15 protein-coding genes are annotated in these 17184 nt (G+C 69.6%); 8 read left to right on the top strand and 7 right to left on the bottom strand.

Annotated elements, in window-relative coordinates; genetic code table 11:
• Positions 1-23: 23 nt before the first annotated feature.
• From lhpI to BM060_RS27835, 3 genes are all read left to right on the top strand, one after another.
• A complete protein-coding gene (lhpI, locus tag BM060_RS27845; RefSeq protein ID WP_074985102.1) occupies positions 24-956 on the top strand; it encodes a bifunctional Delta(1)-pyrroline-2-carboxylate/Delta(1)-piperideine-2-carboxylate reductase in 933 nt (310 codons plus the stop codon).
• 357 nt (positions 957-1313) lie between these two features.
• Complete coding sequence (locus BM060_RS27840) at positions 1314-2075, top strand: SDR family oxidoreductase (protein ID WP_074985101.1); 762 nt, start codon at positions 1314-1316, stop codon at positions 2073-2075.
• A gap of 377 nt (positions 2076-2452) precedes the next feature.
• A complete protein-coding gene (locus BM060_RS27835) occupies positions 2453-3181 on the top strand; it encodes a GntR family transcriptional regulator (RefSeq protein ID WP_074985099.1) in 729 nt (242 codons plus the stop codon).
• 206 nt (positions 3182-3387) lie between these two features.
• On the opposite strand, the gene BM060_RS27830 is transcribed toward BM060_RS27835, so the two are convergent.
• Entirely contained in the window at positions 3388-4332 is a 945-nt protein-coding gene (locus BM060_RS27830; RefSeq protein WP_074985097.1) for a PDR/VanB family oxidoreductase, read from the bottom strand.
• A 51-nt stretch (positions 4333-4383) separates the two neighbouring features.
• Positions 4384-5442 (bottom strand): Rieske 2Fe-2S domain-containing protein, encoded by a 1059-nt coding sequence (locus BM060_RS27825; protein ID WP_074985095.1) that lies wholly within the window; start codon positions 5440-5442, stop codon positions 4384-4386.
• 334 nt (positions 5443-5776) lie between these two features.
• Here BM060_RS27825 and BM060_RS27820 point away from each other — a divergent pair, with 334 nt between their 5' ends.
• Positions 5777-7102 carry an MFS transporter gene (locus tag BM060_RS27820; RefSeq protein WP_074985094.1) on the top strand — a complete coding sequence of 442 codons (1326 nt, stop codon included), beginning with the start codon at positions 5777-5779 and terminating at the stop codon, positions 7100-7102.
• A gap of 7 nt (positions 7103-7109) precedes the next feature.
• Here the strand turns inward: BM060_RS27820 and BM060_RS27815 are convergent, their stop codons facing one another.
• Entirely contained in the window at positions 7110-8006 is an 897-nt protein-coding gene (locus tag BM060_RS27815; RefSeq protein WP_061562931.1) for a LysR family transcriptional regulator, read from the bottom strand.
• Positions 8007-8115: 109 nt separating this feature from the next.
• On the opposite strand from BM060_RS27815, the gene mdlC reads away from it, so the two are divergent.
• From mdlC to BM060_RS27795, 4 genes are all read left to right on the top strand, one after another.
• Complete coding sequence (gene mdlC, locus BM060_RS27810; protein ID WP_074985092.1) at positions 8116-9702, top strand: benzoylformate decarboxylase; 1587 nt, start codon at positions 8116-8118, stop codon at positions 9700-9702.
• A 63-nt stretch (positions 9703-9765) separates the two neighbouring features.
• Positions 9766-11103 (top strand): MFS transporter, encoded by a 1338-nt coding sequence (locus tag BM060_RS27805; protein WP_074985090.1) that lies wholly within the window; start codon positions 9766-9768, stop codon positions 11101-11103.
• Between the two features lie 14 nt (positions 11104-11117).
• Positions 11118-12581: an aldehyde dehydrogenase family protein gene (locus BM060_RS27800; RefSeq protein WP_074985088.1), complete on the top strand. Its 1464-nt coding sequence runs from the start codon at positions 11118-11120 to the stop codon at positions 12579-12581.
• Between the two features lie 96 nt (positions 12582-12677).
• Positions 12678-13928: an OprD family porin gene (locus BM060_RS27795; RefSeq protein ID WP_074985084.1), complete on the top strand. Its 1251-nt coding sequence runs from the start codon at positions 12678-12680 to the stop codon at positions 13926-13928.
• 325 nt (positions 13929-14253) lie between these two features.
• On the opposite strand, the gene BM060_RS27790 is transcribed toward BM060_RS27795, so the two are convergent.
• The 4 genes from BM060_RS27790 to ureE form a co-directional block, all read right to left on the bottom strand.
• Positions 14254-14826 carry a HupE/UreJ family protein gene (locus BM060_RS27790; protein WP_074985082.1) on the bottom strand — a complete coding sequence of 191 codons (573 nt, stop codon included), beginning with the start codon at positions 14824-14826 and terminating at the stop codon, positions 14254-14256.
• 106 nt (positions 14827-14932) lie between these two features.
• Positions 14933-15547: an urease accessory protein UreG gene (gene ureG / locus BM060_RS27785; protein ID WP_074985081.1), complete on the bottom strand. Its 615-nt coding sequence runs from the start codon at positions 15545-15547 to the stop codon at positions 14933-14935.
• Between the two features lie 11 nt (positions 15548-15558).
• On the bottom strand, positions 15559-16233 hold the full coding sequence (locus tag BM060_RS27780; protein ID WP_074985080.1) for an urease accessory protein UreF: 675 nt from the start codon (positions 16231-16233) through the stop codon (positions 15559-15561).
• Complete coding sequence (gene ureE / locus BM060_RS27775; protein WP_074985079.1) at positions 16230-16730, bottom strand: urease accessory protein UreE; 501 nt, start codon at positions 16728-16730, stop codon at positions 16230-16232. Before ureE ends, BM060_RS27780 begins: the two co-directional genes overlap by 4 nt.
• Between the last annotated feature and the right edge of the window lie 454 nt (positions 16731-17184).

Genomic DNA, 17184 nt, shown 5'->3' with positions numbered 1-17184 from the left:
ACCTGACTTTATGGGGAGTCTCCATGCACGATGTCCGTTTCCTCACCAACGCCGACGTCGCCGAGCGCCTGGCTTATCCACAACTGATCGAAGCCCTGCGCCAGGGCCTGGCCGGCGCCTGCGAGGCGCCGGTGCGCGGCTGCCATGCGCTGCCCGGCGACGCCACGCTGCTGACCATGCCGGTGTGGCGCCCGGGGCAGGACATCGGCGTCAAGCTGGTCACCGTGTTCCCCGGCAACGGCGCGCGCGGCTTGCCGGCGGTGGCGGCGCTGTTCTGCCTGTTCGACGGCGTCGACGGCCGCCCGCTGGCGCTGCTCGAAGCCTCCGAGCTGACCGCCCGGCGCACCGCCTGCACCTCGGCCCTGGCGGCGGACCACCTGGCCCGGCGCGACGCCGAGCGCCTGCTCATCGTCGGCAGCGGCACCCTGGCGCCGCACATGGTGCGCGCCCATTGCGCGGTGCGTGACTACACCGACGTCGCCATCTGGGGCCGGCACCCGTCCAAGGTCGCCGCGCTGGTCGAGCGCCTGGCCGGCGAAGGCTACCCGGTGCGCGCCTGCGAAGACCTCGCCGCAGGCGTGGCCGCGGCCGACACCATCTGTTGCGTGACCACCTCCCGCGAGCCGCTGGTGCGCGGCGAATGGCTGAGCCCCGGCACCCACCTCGACCTGGTCGGCGCCTTCCTGCCGAGCATGCGCGAGACCGACAGCGAAGCCGTGCGCCGCGCGCGCATCGTCGTCGACACCCGCGAAGGCGCGCTGGAGGAAGCCGGCGACCTGCTGATTCCCCTGGCCGAGGGTGCCATCGCCGAATCGGCCATCCACACCCAGCTCGGCGACCTGCTGCAGGGCCGGGGGCTGCGCCGCGACGACCAGGAAATCACCCTGTTCAAATCGGTCGGCTACGCCCTGGAAGACCTGATCGCCGCGCGCCTGCTGGTGGAGCAGGGCGGCTAGCGGGTTGTCCACGGAATCTGTTGGGCAAGCTGTGGATAAGCTTGGGAAAGCTGCTCCCGGCCCAGGCGCGCCGTGGGTTGCGCAGCACTGCCTGAATACTGACCAGGGGCATGGCGCAAGCCGCGAAACATCTGGGCTTCTGCGCCCGTGGCAGGCGCTCGCCAGGTATTCGGGAAAACCGCTGCCGGCTGTGGAACAGCCTGTGGAAAACCTGGGGGAAAACGTCTCCGTCCCGCGTCCCTGGGCGCCTGCCGAACTGTTCGGCCATTGTGGACGGCCGCTGTAGCGCTGGCTGACGGGGCAGGGCTGCTATCCTGCGAAATCCGACAGAAAAACCGCCAGCAGAGGAATTGGCCCATGACTCCCACCCTGTTCATCACCGGCGCCACCTCCGGCTTCGGCGAAGCCTGCGCCCGCCGTTTCGCCCGCGACGGCTGGTCGCTGGTGATCACCGGCCGCCGCGAAGACCGCCTGCAGGCCCTGGCCAAGGAGCTGTCCGCCCAGGCCGAAGTCCTGCCGCTCACCCTCGACGTGCGCGACCGCGCCGCCGTGGCCCGCGCCGTGGACAACCTGCCGGCCGGCTTCGACAAGCTGCGCGGGCTGATCAACAACGCCGGTCTGGCCCTGGGCGCCGACCCGGCGCAGGAGTGCGACCTGGACGACTGGGACACCATGGTCGACACCAACATCAAGGGCCTGATGTACTGCACCCGCCTGCTGCTGCCCCGGCTGATCGCCCACGGCCGCGGCGCCAGCATCCTCAACCTCGGCTCGGTGGCCGGCCAGTGGCCGTACCCCGGCAGCCACGTCTACGGCGCCACCAAGGCCTTCGTCGAACAATTCTCCCTGAGCCTGCGCTGCGACTTGCAGGGCACCGGCGTGCGCGTCAGCAACCTGGAACCGGGCCTGTGCGAAAGCGAGTTCTCCCTGGTGCGCTTCGGCGGCGACCAGGCGCGCTACGACAAGACCTACGCCGGCACCGAGGCGCTGCAGCCCGAAGACATCGCCGAGACCATCCACTGGATCGTCAACCAGCCGCCGCACATCAACATCAACAGCCTGGAGATCATGCCGGTGAGTCAGGCCTGGGCGGGGTTCTCGGTGCATCGCAAGGGGTGAGGAGCGCGGGCTCTTGTAGGAGCGAGGGGGACGCCTAGTTCTTGCTCGCGAACGGAGTTTCCCGGCGATTCCTCTGCATTGGCTTGACTCCGCTCCCTCTCCCTAACCCTCTCCCTGAAGGGAGAGGGGACCGTTCGGAGTGTTTGAGTATTCCTGAGTCAGTCGGCAGCCCCGTTGGTTTCCGGCTGAAACCATTCCTTCTCTCGGCACGGACAAGCCCCCTCTCCCTTCAGGGAGAGGGCTGGGGAGAGGGGACCGAGGTTGGGGCCAACTGCGCAGCTGCCGGGGAACTCCGTTCGCGAGCAAGCTCGCTCCTACGAAAAGCACCACACCGCGTTATCATCCGCCAACTCCTCCCCGCCACAAGAGCCCCCTCGATGAGCAAACCAGGCCAACGCGTGCTGGCTGAACTGCGCAAGATGATCGCCTCCGGCGAACTGGCCGCCGGCGAGCGCATCGTCGAGATTCCCACCGCCGAGCGCCTGCAGGTTTCGCGCATGCCGGTGCGCATGGCGTTGCGTGTGCTGGAGCAGGAAGGGCTGCTGGTCAAGGCCGGCAACCGTGGCTACACGGTGCGCGAGGTCACCGAGGACGACATCGCCGGCGCCGTGGAGGTACGCGGCGTGCTGGAAGGACTGGCGGCGCGCCAGGCGGCCGAGCGCGGAATCTCCGAGCAGACGCGGGCGCAGCTTCAGCAATGCCTGGACGAAGGCGACCGCATTTTCGAAAAGGGCCACGTGCTGCCCGAGGACCTGGAGGCCTACCACAGCCTCAACATGCGCTTCCACCAGGCGATCATCGAGGCCAGCGGCAACCGCGCCATTGCCGAGGCCCTGGCGCGCAACGACCACCTGCCGTTCGCCTCGGTCAGCTCGCTGGCGGTGGACCGCGACAACCTGCCCCGCGAATACCAGCGCTTCAACTTCGCCCACATGCAGCACCACGCCGCCTACGACGCCCTGGTCAACGGCCAGGGCGCCCGCGCCGAGGCGATCATGCGCGAGCATGCCAACGCTACCCTGCGCTACGCCGAATACTTCCACCCGCCGCGCGAGGGTGTGGCGGTGCTGAAGAAGCCCACTGCTGCGGAAAAAGACCGGTCGTAGGGGCATGGTTCTGCCGGCCGCGCCGAGGCGCTCTGCGTAGGATGGGTTGAGCCTGCGAAACCCATGCGGTCGCGGTGATGGGTATCGCTTCGCTCAACCCATCCTACGGGGCGGTGTGTTTGCCGGAGGGTGTAGGAGCGCGCCCTGCGCGCGATTCGCGGGCAGGGCCCGCTCCTACACGGGAAACTCCCCAAGCAATCCCATCCCTACAGATCCAACACCAACCGCGCACTCCGCGACCGCGAGCAACAAGGCGTGAACTGGTCATTGGCAGCCTGCTCATCCTCGGTCAGGTACTGGTCGCGATGCTCCGGCACCCCTTCCAACACCCGCGTCAGACAGGTACCGCAGATACCCTGCTCGCACGCCACCTGCACCTCCACACCGACGCACCGCAGCGCTTCCACCACACTCTGCCCATCCTCCACGCGCACTACCTGCCCGCTGCTCGCCAACTGCACTTCGAAGGCTTCGCCGCCCACGTCCGGCTCAGCGCCGAAGTACTCACGGTGCAGGCGCGACTCGTCCCAGCCCAGGGCCCGCGCACTGTCCAGCACATGCTCCATGAAGCCCGCCGGACCGCAGGTGTACAGCTGCGCATCGCCCACCTGCGCCGCCAGCAGTGCCGCCACATCCAGGCGCCGCTCCAACTCGCCGTTATCGAAGTGGCAATGCACGCGGGTGGCGAACGCGGATTGCGCCAAGTACTCGACGAAGGCCGCCTGCTGCGCCGAGCGCGCGCAGTAGTGCAGCTCGAAGTCGGCGCCGCTGCGCGAAAGCTGCTCGGCCATGCTCAGCAGCGGGGTGATGCCGATGCCGCCGGCCAGCAGCAGGCGCCGCCCCGGGCCTTCGGCGAGGGGGAAGAGGTTGCGTGGTTCGCCTATGCGCAACGGCTGCCCGGCCTGCAGTTCGTGCACCGCGCGGGAGCCGCCGCGCGAGTCGGCGCAGCGCAGCACGGCGATGCGGTAGCGGTGGGTTTCCTCCGGCGCGTTGCACAGCGAGTACTGGCGCACCAGCCCGCCCGGCAGGTGCAGGTCGATGTGCGCGCCGGCGCTGAAGGTGGGCAGGGGGCCGGCGTCGGGGCGGGCCAGTTCGAGGCTGAGGATGTCCGGGGTTTCCCGCTGCACGCGGGTGATGACGACGTCTAGCACGGTGGCGGTCTCACGCTTGGCCGGCCTCGCGGGCCGGCGCTGGGATGGGGCTCAGGCGCTGGTGATCAGCGTGGCGGCGGGATGCTGTTGCTCGGCCGCGCAGAGGCGTTCGAGGATGCGCCGCGACTGCACGCCGCCGGCGTCGATGTTCAGCTTCAGCAGTTGCCGTTGCGGATGGCGCAGCAGGTTCTGCTGCTGCTGTTCGAGCATCTCCAGGTCCTCGCCGAAGATCTTCCCCTGGCCCTCGCGGATGGTCGCGGTGAGCGCCGCGTCCTGGGGCTGGAAGTTGCGCGCCATGCCCCAGAAGTACCAGATGGAGGTCTCTGTCTCGGGGGTGATGAAGTCGACCACGATGCTCGATGCCTTGTGCTGCGCCGGGGCGTGGTAGCCGCCGTGGCCGGCGTGGGCCACGCCCACTTCGATCAGCACGTGGCTGGGCGGGGTGAAGCGGCAGATCTGCCAGCGGTCCACCGGCACCTCGTCGGCCAGGCCGTTGCCGCGCAGGGCCAGGCGCCAGAAGGGCGGGGCCATGACGCTTTCCATATGCCGCTCGGTGATCACCTCGTCGCCTTCCACGCGGGTCTTCGGCGCGGCCTCGTCGATCTCCTTCTGGCCGATGCTGTTGGCGTGCACGTAGGTCTCGTGGGTGAGGTCCATGAGGTTGTCGATCATCAGCCGGTAGTCGCACTGGATGTGGTACAGGCCGCCGCCGTAGGCCCAGTCCGGGCTGTCGGCCCATTCCAGGTGGTGGATCAGCGCCGGGTCGGCCTGCGCGGCATCGCCCGGCCACACCCAGATGAAACCGTGGCGCTCTTCCACGGCGAACTTGCGGATCGCCGGGAAGCCGCGCACGCGCTGGCCGGGCATGGACTCGGTGTGGCCTTCGCAGCCCATGGCCAGGCCGTGGTAGCCGCAGATCAGCTTGCCGTCCTCGACGAAGCCCAGCGACAGCGGCGCGCCGCGGTGCGGGCAGAAGTCCTCCAGCGCCGCCACGCGGCCTTCGGGGCCGCGGTAGAAGACCATCTTCTCGCCACAGACCTGCCGGCCCAGGGGCTTATCGGCGATCTCGTCGGGGGTGCAGGCAACGTACCAGGCGTTCTTCGGGAACATGGGGCGATCCTCATCTTGTGGTTTTTATTGGATCCAATGGTTGGCTTCGAGCGGAAGGCCTGTCAACCGTAGTGGTCGAAAAATAATCAGTTCGATAACCGAACGAATTCCATGTTCAGGCTGAAACTCCGTTGAATAAGGGGTGTGGCGTCGTAAAGGCTGCGGGCTCTGTAGTTCCCGTCAGCTCATTCCGTGATTTTGGGATCCAATAGGACTTGTTTTCGGGATCCACTGCTGCCAGGGTGTGCGCCACCAAAGCCTCCACAACAAGAACAAGAGGAACCCGCCATGCCGTGCGCCCATTCCCGAACCTCCGTCCGCCGGAGGTGCGCCCATGAATCGTGACCTGCGCCATGCCCTCGACCAGGGCCCGATGAACCGCTTCCAGTGGACGGCCATCGGCATCTGCATCCTGCTCAACATGATCGACGGCTTCGACGTGCTGGTGATGGCCTTCACCGCCGCCTCGGTCTCCGCCGAGTGGAGCCTGAACGGCGCCCAGGTCGGCCTGCTGCTCAGCGCCGGGCTGTTCGGCATGGCTGCCGGCTCGCTGTTCATCGCCCCGCGCGCCGACCGCTTCGGGCGCCGCCCGCTGATCCTCTTCTGCCTGCTGCTGTGCGGCCTCGGCATGCTGTGCTCGGCCCTGGCCCAGAGCCCGACGCAACTGGCCCTGCTGCGCGGCTTCACCGGCCTTGGCATCGGCGGCATCCTCGCCAGCAGCAACGTGATCGCCGCCGAATACGCCAACCGCCGCTGGCGCCCCCTGGCGGTCAGCCTGCAGTCCACCGGCTACGCCCTGGGCGCCACCTTCGGCGGGTTGCTGGCGGTGTGGCTGATCGGCCACTGGGGCTGGCGCTCGGTGTTCCTGGCCGGCGGCCTGATCTCCCTGGCGGCCATCCCGCTGGTGCTGGCGGGCCTGCCCGAGTCGCTGGACTTCCTCCTCGCCCGCCGCCCGGCCAACGCCCTGGCGCGGGTCAACGGCCTGGCCCGGCGCCTGGGCCTGCAGAGCCTGGATGCGCTGCCCGAAGCCCGCTCGCGCGAGGCCTCCGGCGTGGCGATGCTGCAGCTGCTGGCGCCCGCGCTGCGCCGCTCGACGCTGCTGATCTGGCTGCTGTTCTTCCTCGCCATGTTCGGCTTCTACTTCATCATGAGCTGGACGCCCAAGCTGCTCACCGCCGCCGGCCTCACCGCGCAGCAGGGCATCACCGGCGGCGTGCTGCTGAGCATCGGCGGCATCTTCGGCGCCGCCCTGGTCGGCGCGCTCTCGGCGCGCGTGCCGCTGGCGCGAGTGCTGCAGGGCTTCATGCTGGTCACCGCCGCGCTGCTGGTGCTGTTCCTCGGCTCGGCCTCGTCACTGGCCGCCGCGCTCGGCCTGGGTCTGTTCATCGGGCTGTTCGCCAACGGCTGCATTGCCGGGCTCTACGCGCTGTCGCCGCTGATCTACCCGGCCGGCGTGCGCGCCACCGGGGTGGGCTGGGCGATCGGCGTCGGCCGCCTGGGCGCCATCCTCTCGCCCACCGTGGCCGGGCTGCTGCTGGACGGCGGCTGGCAACCGCTGCACCTGTATGGCGTGTTCGCCGTGGTCTTCGTCGCCGCCGCCCTGGTGCTGCTGGGCCTGCGCCCGGCGGCGCCGGCCGGCGAGCCACTGGCCGCGCACTGAGGGCGCCTCAATGCTGCCCTTGGAGGATCGCGTCGGCGATGGCGTTGCGGAACCACTCCAGCGCCGCCGACTGCTCGCTGCTCGCGCGCCAGTGCAGAGACACCTCGAACGCCGGCACGGCGAAGGGCAGTTCGAGCATCTTCAGCCCGCCCTCGGCGACGAACATGCGGGCGATCTGCGCCGGCAGGATGGTCAGCAGGTCGGTGCCGGGGATGATCTTCGGCAGCACCGAGAAGTGCGGCACGCGCAGGGCGATGCGGCGCTCCAGCTTCATCGCCTGGAGCACGTCCTCGGCGATGCCGTGGCCGGAGGTGCGCGTCACCACCACGTGGCGTTCGGCGAGGTAGCCGGCCAGCTCCAGGCGTTCGCCGATGCGCGGGTGGTCGGCGCTGAGCAGGCACACGTAGCGCTCCTGGATCAGCACCCGGCTGCGGCTGCCGGGCACCGCCTGGCGGCAGATGGCGGTGTCCACCTTGCCGCTGGCCAGCCAGTCGCCCACCTCGTCCACCTGCAGCGGCAGCACTTCCACCTCGGCCAGCGGCGCCTCGCGGTTCAGCCGCGCCAGGATCAGCGGCAGGAAGCCCAGCTCGCCCAGGTCCGACAGGGCGATGCGGAAGCGCCGCTCGGTGGTGGCCGGGTCGAACTGGCGGGTGCTCTGCACCGCGCCCTCGATGCGCGTCAGCGCCTCGCGCAGGGTGGCGTACAGCTGCTCGGCGACGAAGGTCGGCTGGATGCCGTCGCGGCTGCGGCTGAACAGCGGGTCGTCGAACAGCTCGCGCAGCCGCGCCAGGGCGTAGCTCACCGAGGGCTGGGTGACGAACAGGCGCTCGGCGGCCGCGGTCACGCTGCCGGCCTCGTAGAGGGTGACGAAGGTGCGGATCAGGTTGAGGTCGATCTGGGCCATGGCAGTCACATAGATAGTTTTTATTTTCGATAGAAAGACTATCGATTTGATCGATTATCAGGCCGCTGCGACAGTAGCGCAAACCCAAGAACGAGCCTGAAGGGCCAGCATGAAAACCGTCCATTGCGCCTCCTACGACATCCTCCGTCGCCACGGCCTGACCACCATCTTCGGCAACCCCGGTTCCAACGAGCTGCCGTTCCTCAAGGACTTCCCCGCGGACTTCCGCTACATCCTCGGCCTGCACGAAGGCGCGGTGGTAGGCATGGCCGACGGCTTCGCCCTGGCCAGCGGCCAGCCGGCCTTCGTCAACCTGCACGCCGCGGCCGGCACCGGCAACGGCATGGGCGCGCTGACCAACGCCTGGTACAGCCACAGCCCGCTGGTGATCAGCGCCGGCCAGCAGGTGCGCTCGATGATCGGCGTGGAGGCCATGCTGGCCAACGTCGAGGCGCCGCAACTGCCCAAGCCGCTGGTGAAGTGGAGCGCCGAGCCGGCCTGCGCCCAGGACGTGCCGCGCGCGCTGAGCCAGGCCATCCACATGGCGAACCTGGCGCCCAAGGCGCCGGTGTACCTGTCGATTCCCTATGACGACTGGGCGCAGCCGGCGCCGGCGGGCGTCGAGCACCTGGCCGCGCGCAACGTGGCCAGCGCCGGGCTGCCTTCGCCGGCGCAACTGGGCGAGCTGGCCGGGCGCCTGTCGCGGGCGCGCAACCCGGTGCTGGTGCTGGGGCCGGACGTCGACGGTGCCCGCGCCAACCCGCTGGCCGTGCAACTGGCGGAGAAGCTGCGCATGCCGGCCTGGGTCGCACCGTCTGCCTCGCGCTGCCCGTTCCCCACGCGCCATCCGTGCTTCCGCGGCGTGCTGCCGGCGGCCATCGCCGGCATCTCGCAACGGCTGGCCGGGCATGACCTGATCCTGGTGGTGGGCGCTCCGGTGTTCCGCTACCACCAGTTCGCCCCGGGCGACTACCTGCCCGCCGGCGCCGAGCTGGTGCACATCACCTGCGACCCCGGCGAGGCCGCCCGCGCGCCCATGGGCGATGCCCTGGTCGGCGATATCTTCCTCACCCTCGAAGCCCTGGTGGAGGCGGTACGCCCCAACGCGCGGCCGATGCCCGAAGCCCTGCCACGCCCGGCGCCCCGCGCCGCCGAAGCGGGCCCGCTGCACCCGGAAACGGTGTTCGACGTGATCGACGAGCTGGCCCCGGACGACGCCATCTTCGTCAAGGAATCCACCTCCACCGTGACCGCCTTCTGGCAGCGCGTGCAGATGCGTGAGCCGGGCAGCTACTTCTTCCCGGCCGCCGGCGGCCTGGGCTTCGGCCTACCGGCGGCGGTGGGCGTGCAACTGGCGCAACCGCAGCGCAGGGTGATCGGCATCATCGGCGACGGCTCGGCCAACTACGGCATCACCGCGCTCTGGACCGCCGCGCAGTACCGCATCCCGGCGGTGTTCATCATCCTCAAGAACGGCACCTACGGCGCGCTGCGCTGGTTCGCCGGGGTGCTCGACGTGCCCGACGCCCCGGGCCTGGACGTGCCCGGTCTGGACTTCTGCCAGCTCGGCCGCGGCTACGGCGTGCGCTCGGTGCAGGCGGCCGACGCCGCCAGCCTGCGCGTGGAACTGGCCCGCGCCCTGGCCGGCGACGAGCCGGTGCTGATCGAGGTGCCCACCCTGACCATCGAGCCCTGACGCGTGCGCGCCCTGCCTGGGGCGCCTCCCGCTACACCCACAGAAAAATAACAAGAGGTGGTTATGCACAAGACGACAGTCGCGGCGGTGATCGACGCCGCCCGCTTCAACCGCACCCACTGGCTGATCCTCGCCTGGGGCTGCTTCATCATGCTGTTCGACGGCTACGACATGGTGGTCTACGGCTCGGTGGTGCCGCGCCTGATGCACGAGTGGCAGCTCAGCCCGGTGCAGGCCGGCACCCTGGGCAGCTGCGCGCTGTTCGGCATGCTCTTCGGCGGCACCCTGCTGGCGCCCCTGGCCGACCGCTTCGGCCGGCGCCGCCTGGTGATCCTGATGACGTTGCTGGCGAGCCTCGCCGCCTTCCTCACCGGACATGCGCGCAACCCGCTGGAGCTGGGCGTCTGCCGCTTCGGCACCGGCCTGGCGCTGGGCGCCCTGGTGCCCAGCGCGGTCAACCTGATCAGCGAGTTCGCCCCGGCCGGGCGCCGCGCCACGCTGATCACCGTGATGTCCAGCTTCTACTCGGTGGGCGCGGTGCTTTCGGCGCTGGTCGGCATCGCGCTGATCCCGCAGTGGGGCTGGCAGTCGGTGTTCTACGTCGCCGTGTTGCCGGTGCTGAGCGTGCCGCTGATGCTGCGCTACCTGCCGGAGTCGGCGGCGTTCCTCGAACTCAAGGGCCGCCGCGGCGAACTCGATGCGCTGTTGGCCAAGGTCGAGCCGAACTACCGTGCGGGGGCCGAACTGGCGATCGCCAAGCCTCATGCCGACGCGGACAAGGCGCGCCTGCCGCAGCTGTTCACCGGCGGCCAGGCGCTGGGCACGCTGCTGCTGTGGCTCGGCTTCGCCATGTGCATGCTGATGAGCTACGGCCTCAACACCTGGCTGCCGAAGCTGATGGCCAACGGCGGCTACCCGCTGACCTCCAGCCTGGTGTTCCTCGTCACCCTCAACGTCGGCGCCACCCTCGGTGCGCTGTTCGGCGGCTGGCTGGCCGACCGCCTCGGCACCCAGCGCACCCTGGTGCTGTTCTTCGCCCTGGCCGCGGCCTCGCTGGCGGCGCTGGGCATCAACCCCGGCCCCTGGCTGCTCAACGCCCTGCTGGTGATCGCCGGCGCCACCACCATCGGCACCCTGGCGGTGATCCACGCCTACGCTTCGCAGTTCTACCCGGCCCACGTGCGCTCCACCGGCGTCGGTTGGGCAGCGGGCATCGGCCGCCTCGGCGCCATCGCCGGGCCCATGCTCGGCGGCAGCCTGCTGGCCCTGGAGCTGCCGTTCCAGGAGAACTTCCTGGCCTTCGCCTTGCCCGGCGTCATCGGCGCGTTGGCCATCGGCTTCATCCGCGTGCGTCCGCGCGACGCCGGCGCGGCCTTCGCCGCCCCGGAAAAACCCGTTTGATCAGGAGAACGTCCATGACCGCTTACACCGACTTCCACCTGCAACCCCTCGCCGGCGAATGGCGCACCGGCAGCGCCGGCAAGGTGCTGCGCGACAGCAACCCCTACGACGGCAGCCTGCTGGCGGAAATCCCCCAGGCCAGCCGCGAGGACCTGGATGCCACCTACCGCAAGGCCGCCGAAACGCAGCCGGCCTGGGCCGCGCTGCCGCCGGCGGAGCGCGCCGCGCTGCTCCACCGGGTGGTGGAAGTGTTCGACCGGCGCCGCGAGGAGATCATCGACTGGATCATCCGCGAGTCCGGCAGCACCCGTCTGAAGGCCACCCTGGAATGGGGCGCGGCGCGGGGCATCACCCTGGAGTCGGCGTCCTTCCCCAGCCGCGTGCACGGGCGCATCGTCGACTCCAACATCCCCGGCAAGGAAAGCCGCGTGTACCGCAGCGCCATCGGCGTGGTCGGCGTCATCAGCCCGTGGAACTTCCCGCTGCACCTCACCCAGCGCTCGCTGGCCCCGGCCCTGGCGCTGGGCAACGCGGTGGTGGTCAAGCCGGCCAGCGACACCCCGGTGTGCGGCGGCCTGCTGCTGGCGCGCATCTTCGAGGAGGCCGGGCTGCCGGCCGGGGTGCTCGGCGTGGTGGTCGGCGCCGGCAGCGAGATCGGCGACGCCTTCGTCGAGCACCCGGTGCCGGGCCTGGTGACCTTCACCGGCTCCACCCCGGTGGGGCGCAACATCGGGCGCATCGCCAGCGGCGGCGCGCACCTCAAGCACGTGGCCCTGGAGCTGGGCGGCAACAGCCCCTTCGTGGTGCTGGAAGACGCCGACCTGGAGCAGGCGGTGAACGCCGCGGTGTTCGGCAAGTTCCTGCACCAGGGGCAGATCTGCATGGCGATCAACCGCATCATCGTGGTCGACGCGCTGTACGACGCCTTCGCCGCACGCTTCGTCGAGCGCGTGAAGCAGGTGAAGGTCGGCGACCCGCAGTCGATGGAGACCGCGGTGGGCCCGATCATCAATGCCCGCCAGCTCGAAGGCCTGCTGGAGAAGGTCGCCCTGGCCCGCCGCGAAGGCGCCAAACCGCTGTACGAAGGCGGCGTGCAGGGCCAACTGCTGGCGCCCCACGTGTACGGCGAAGTCGGCCCGGACATGGAGATCGCCCGCGACGAAATCTTCGGCCCGCTGATCGGCCTGCTGCGCGCCCGCGACGAAGCCCACGCCCTGGAGCTGGCCAATGCCAGCGAGTACGGCCTTTCCAGCGCCGTGTTCACCCGCGACCTGGAGCGCGGCGTGGCCTTCGCCCGCAAGGTGCGCGCAGGCATGACCCACGTGAACGACATCCCGGTCAACGACGAGGCCAACGCGCCTTTCGGCGGCGAGAAGAACTCCGGCCTTGGCCGCTTCAACGGCGACTGGGCGATCGACGAATTCACCCGCGACCACTGGGTGAGCGTGCAACGGGAGGCGCGCCACTACCCGTTCTGATCGCCTAGCCGGTTCTGCCACCCACCCCGCCCACGGCGCGCTCACACGGACGCGCCGCGGGCCGCTGCACCCCGAAAAAAACGGAGAACAATAACAATGCAAAACCGTCACACCGCCCTATTGCCGTCCCTCGCCTGCGTGGCCCTGCCGCTGCTGTGCGCGCCCGCGCTGGCCGAGGAGGGCGGCTTCTTCGAGGATTCGCGCACCGACCTGGTGCTGCGCAACTACGCGTTCAACCGCGACTTCCGCGACCACAGCGCCGGCAAGAGCCTGATCAACGAATGGGCCCAGGGCTTCATCCTCAAGTTCAGCTCCGGCTACACCCGCGGGCCGCTGGGCTTCGGCGTGGACGCCATGGGCCTGTACGGCGTGAAGCTGAACAGCAGCCGCGACCAGAGCGGCTCCGAGCTGCTGCCGGTGCACGACGACGGCAAGGCCGCCGACGAGTACGGGCGCATGGCGGTGGCGGCCAAGCTGCGGCTGTCGGCCAGCGAGCTGAAGCTCGGCGAGATGCTGCCGGACGTGCCGGTGCTGCGCTACGACGACGGCCGCCTGCTGCCGCAGACCTTCCGCGGCGCGGCGCTGGTGTCCCGCGAGTGGGCCGGGGTGAGCCTGTACGGCGGGCGCTACGACCAGGTCAGCCTGCGCAATTCGGCGGACATGCAAGACCTGTCGTCCTGGTCGGCGCCCACGGCGAAATCCGATGCCTTCAACTACGCCGGCGGCGAATACCGCTTCAACGACCAACGCACCCTGGTCGGCGCCTGGTACGCGCAACTGGAGGACATCTACACCCAGCGCTACTTCAACCTGCTGCACAAGCAGCCGGTGGGCGACTGGGTGCTGGGCGCCAACCTCGGCCTGTTCTTCGACCGCGACGACGGCCGCGCCCTGGCCGGCGACATCGACAGCCACACCGCCTACGCGCTGCTCTCGGCCAACCATGGCGGGCATACCCTCTACCTCGGCCTGCAGAAGGTCGGCGGCGAGGGTGGCTGGCAGTCGGTCTACGGCAGCAGCGGGCGGACCATGGGCAACGACATGTTCAACGGCAACTTCACCAATGAGGACGAGCGTTCCTGGCAGCTGCGCTACGACTACGACTTCGCCGCGATGGGCGTGCCCGGCCTGGTGAGCATGGTGCGCTACGGCAAGGGCGACAACGCCACCACCAAGGCCGGCAGCGGCGGCAAGGAATGGGAGCGTGACGTGGAGCTGGGCTACACGGTGCAGAGCGGGCCGCTGAAGAAGCTCAACGTGCGCGTCAACCATGCGAGCAACCGACGCAGCTTCAACAGCGATTTCGACCAGACGCGGGTGATCTTCAACTACCCGATTTCGCTCTGACGGATCGGTGTGTATGGCTTCTCGTAGGAGCGAGCTTGCTCGCGAACAGACTCCGCAGCGGGGCTCATTCGCGAGCAAGCTCGCTCCTACGAAGAGCCCCCGACGCCGCCGTAGGATGGTGTTGAGCGAAGCGATACCCATCAGCGTCACTGGGTTCCCGCGTTCGCGGGAACCCAATAGACAGTCGCTCCTACGGGGGGAATGCCAGGCTTCACGGCAACCTGTAGGAGCGGGCCCTGCCCGCGATTCGCGCGCAGGGCGCGCTCCTACATGGGAATGACGCGGGGGGCAGCGGACTCCGCTCGCGGTTATCCGTCGTTCCCCATCAACCCGCCAGCAACCACACCCCGGCCCCCGCCGATGCCAAACCCGCCACACGCACCAACGGCGCCGCAGCCTGCGGCAGGAAGCGCACCAGCGCATAGCCCGCGGCATGCAGGGCGGCAGTAGCGCAGACGAAGCCCGCAGCGTAGGCCCAGGGGCTGGACAGTTCCGGCAGCTCCAGGCCGTGGGCGATGCCGTGGGCCAGAGCGAAGAGCGCGGTCACGGCCATGGCCAGCGGCAGCGGCGGGCGCACCGCCAGGGCCACGCACAAGCCGAGGGCGAGCACCGAGGCGGCGATGCCGGTCTCGACGAAGGGCAACTGCACGCCGTCGAAGCCGAGCAGGCCGCCGAGCAGCATGGCGCCGACGAAGGTGCAGGGCAGCGCCAGGCGCGCCGCGCCCCGTTGCTGGGCGGCCCAGAGGCCGACGGCGAACATCGCCAGCAGGTGGTCGAGGCCGGTCAGCGGGTGCAGCACGCCGGCGGCCAGGCCGTGCTCGCCGTGGCCGGGGTGGGCGAAGGCGATGGCCGGGGTGAGGAACAGCGCCAGGGCGTAGAGGCTTTTGCGCAGGGACATGGGGCTTCCTTGATACATGGGGTTATTGGGCCCCCGCGTTCGCGGGGGAGACGCAGGTGAGCGTCGACATCGTCATTCCCGCGAACGCGGGAACCCAAAAACAAACTCAGGCCGCGGTCAGCAGCCCCTGGCGTTCGATGAAGGCGATGATTTCGTCCAGCCCCTGGCCGGTCTTCTGGTTGCTGAACACGAAGGGCCGCTCGCCGCGCATCTTCTTCGCGTCGCGCTCCATCACCTCCAGCGAGGCGCCGACCAGCGGCGCCAGGTCGATCTTGTTGATCACCAGCAGGTCGGACTTGCAGATGCCCGGGCCGCCCTTGCGCGGGATCTTGTCGCCGGCGGAAACGTCGATCACGTACAGCGTCAGGTCCGACAGCTCGGGGCTGAAGGTGGCCGAGAGGTTGTCGCCGCCGGACTCCACCAGGATCAGCTCCAGGCCCGGGAAGCGGCGGTTGAGCTGGTCCACCGCCTCCAGGTTGATCGAGGCGTCCTCGCGGATCGCCGTGTGCGGGCAGCCGCCGGTTTCCACGCCGATGATTCGCTCCGGCGCCAGGGCCTGGTTGCGCACCAGGAACTGGGCGTCTTCCTGGGTGTAGATGTCGTTGGTCACCACGGCCAGGTTGTAGCGCTCGCGCAGGGCGTGGCACAGCGCCAGGGTCAGGGCGGTCTTGCCGGAGCCCACCGGGCCGCCGATGCCGACGCGCAGGGGTTGGGAGTTCATGCGGGGTTCTCCTAGGAACGGAACAGACGGCTGTATTGCGTTTCGTGGACCATGCTCGCCAGGGCCAGGCCGAAGGGCGCGCCGCCGGGCGCGTCCTCCGCCAGCGCGGCGGCGCAGGCGCGTTCGAGTTCGGGGAGCAGGCGCGAGGTGAGCTTCTGCGCGGCCAGCTGGCCCAGGGGCAGGGCCTTCATCAGCACCGCGAGCTGGTTCTCGGCCCAGCTCCACAGCCAGGCGGCCAGGGCCTGCTCCACGTCCAGGCCCCAGGCCCGCGCGGCCAGCGCCCAGGTGGCGGCCAGCGAGGGCTCCGGCTGCGCGGCCAGCCAGGCGCGGGCCGCTTCGTCCAGCTCGGGCAGGGCTTCCAATAGTTGCGCCAGGGAGAAGCCCATCTGCCGGCTTTCCAGGGCCAGCTCGCGGGTCTCGCGGCTGGCGCGGTGGCGTTCGGCGGCATCGCTTAGCGCGGCCCAGTCGGCGGCCAGCGCGGCGCGCAGCAGCTCGGCCAGCAGCGGGCCCTCGAAGCGTGCCAGGTTCAGTTGCAACTGGTCGGCCAGCCAGGCGAAGGCGCTGTCGGCGTCACTCACCAGGCCATGCTCCAGGGCGGCTTCCAGGCCCTGGGAATAGCTGTAGCCGCCGATGGGCAACTGCGGGCTGGCGAGGCGCAGCAACGGCCAGAGGCCTGTGTTGCTCACTTGCGCACTCCGAACTGGTGCAGCTTCGGCGCGTAGTTGAATTCCGCCTCGCCATGGTGCGAATGGTGATGGCCGCCGCCGTAGGCGCCGTGCTCGGGCTGGAACGGCGCCTCGATGCTCTGCACCGTGGCGCCGAGCTGGTCGAGCATGGCCCTGAGCACATAGTCGTCGAGCAGGCGCAGCCAGCCTTCGCCCACCTGCAGCGCCACGTGGCGGTTGCCCAGGTGGTAGGCGGCGCGGTTCAGCTCGCGGGGGCTGGCGCAGGTCACGTGCATCAGCTGCTCGGGCGCGGCGCACACGCGCACCACGCGGCTGTCGTTGGCCAGCAGGCAGTCGCCGTCCGCCAGCGGCGGCTGGCCGCGTTCGAGGAACAGGCCGACGTCCTCGCCATCGCGGCTGTAGCAGCGCAGGCGGCTCTTGCTGCGCGCCTCGTAGTTCAGGTGCAGTTCGGCGTCCCAGCGCTCGCGGGGCTCGATGCGTTGGTGGATGACCAGCATGGCGGTGTCCGGCAGTAGGCAATGGCCGAGCTACAGCAAGGGCCTTGCCAGGGGCGGGCGCGGCCAGCAATGGCGGGGGCTGGGCGGGTTGTCCGAGTGATCAGGAATGGTGCGCGTGCGCGTTGCTGGTGCGCACGTAAATGGTGCGCACCGATGTGGGGCGGAATGGGGCTTTTCGTAGGAGCGAGCTTGCTCGCGAACCAGCCGGTGGTACCTGCGCTCTGGTTCAACTCCGCTCCCTCTCCCCAGCCCTCTCCCTGAAGGGAGAGGGGGCTAGTCCGTGCCGAGAAGGGCTCTGGTTTCAACCGGATACTCAATGCAAGCCGGCTAACGCCGAAGTGTCAGCACACCCCGAACGGTCCCCTCTCCCTTCAGGGAGAGGGTTAGGGAGAGGGCGCTCTCAGTCTTGGCACCGAAGTGCCGGGAAACCCCGTTCGCGAGCAAGGACTAGGCG

It is taken from the genome of Pseudomonas citronellolis, assembly GCF_900112375.1.
In the GTDB taxonomy this organism is placed as follows: domain Bacteria; phylum Pseudomonadota; class Gammaproteobacteria; order Pseudomonadales; family Pseudomonadaceae; genus Pseudomonas; species Pseudomonas citronellolis.
Note: the sequence above shows the minus strand (reverse complement) of the source record. Positions and strands in the feature narration are given on the sequence as shown.

What these genes read in the sequence shown, in the direction of transcription:
- lhpI (WP_074985102.1), top strand. Translation starts at nt 24, where the DNA reads ATGCACGATGTCCGTTTCCTCACCAACGCCGACGTCGCCGAGCGCCTG.
- BM060_RS27840 (WP_074985101.1), top strand. Translation starts at nt 1,314, where the DNA reads ATGACTCCCACCCTGTTCATCACCGGCGCCACCTCCGGCTTCGGCGAA.
- BM060_RS27835 (WP_074985099.1), top strand. Translation starts at nt 2,453, where the DNA reads ATGAGCAAACCAGGCCAACGCGTGCTGGCTGAACTGCGCAAGATGATC.
- BM060_RS27825 (WP_074985095.1), bottom strand. Translation starts at nt 5,442, where the DNA reads ATGTTCCCGAAGAACGCCTGGTACGTTGCCTGCACCCCCGACGAGATC.
- BM060_RS27820 (WP_074985094.1), top strand. Translation starts at nt 5,777, where the DNA reads ATGAATCGTGACCTGCGCCATGCCCTCGACCAGGGCCCGATGAACCGC.
- BM060_RS27815 (WP_061562931.1), bottom strand. Translation starts at nt 8,006, where the DNA reads ATGGCCCAGATCGACCTCAACCTGATCCGCACCTTCGTCACCCTCTAC.
- mdlC (WP_074985092.1), top strand. Translation starts at nt 8,116, where the DNA reads ATGAAAACCGTCCATTGCGCCTCCTACGACATCCTCCGTCGCCACGGC.
- BM060_RS27805 (WP_074985090.1), top strand. Translation starts at nt 9,766, where the DNA reads ATGCACAAGACGACAGTCGCGGCGGTGATCGACGCCGCCCGCTTCAAC.
- BM060_RS27800 (WP_074985088.1), top strand. Translation starts at nt 11,118, where the DNA reads ATGACCGCTTACACCGACTTCCACCTGCAACCCCTCGCCGGCGAATGG.
- BM060_RS27795 (WP_074985084.1), top strand. Translation starts at nt 12,678, where the DNA reads ATGCAAAACCGTCACACCGCCCTATTGCCGTCCCTCGCCTGCGTGGCC.
- BM060_RS27790 (WP_074985082.1), bottom strand. Translation starts at nt 14,826, where the DNA reads ATGTCCCTGCGCAAAAGCCTCTACGCCCTGGCGCTGTTCCTCACCCCG.
- ureG (WP_074985081.1), bottom strand. Translation starts at nt 15,547, where the DNA reads ATGAACTCCCAACCCCTGCGCGTCGGCATCGGCGGCCCGGTGGGCTCC.
- ureE (WP_074985079.1), bottom strand. Translation starts at nt 16,730, where the DNA reads ATGCTGGTCATCCACCAACGCATCGAGCCCCGCGAGCGCTGGGACGCC.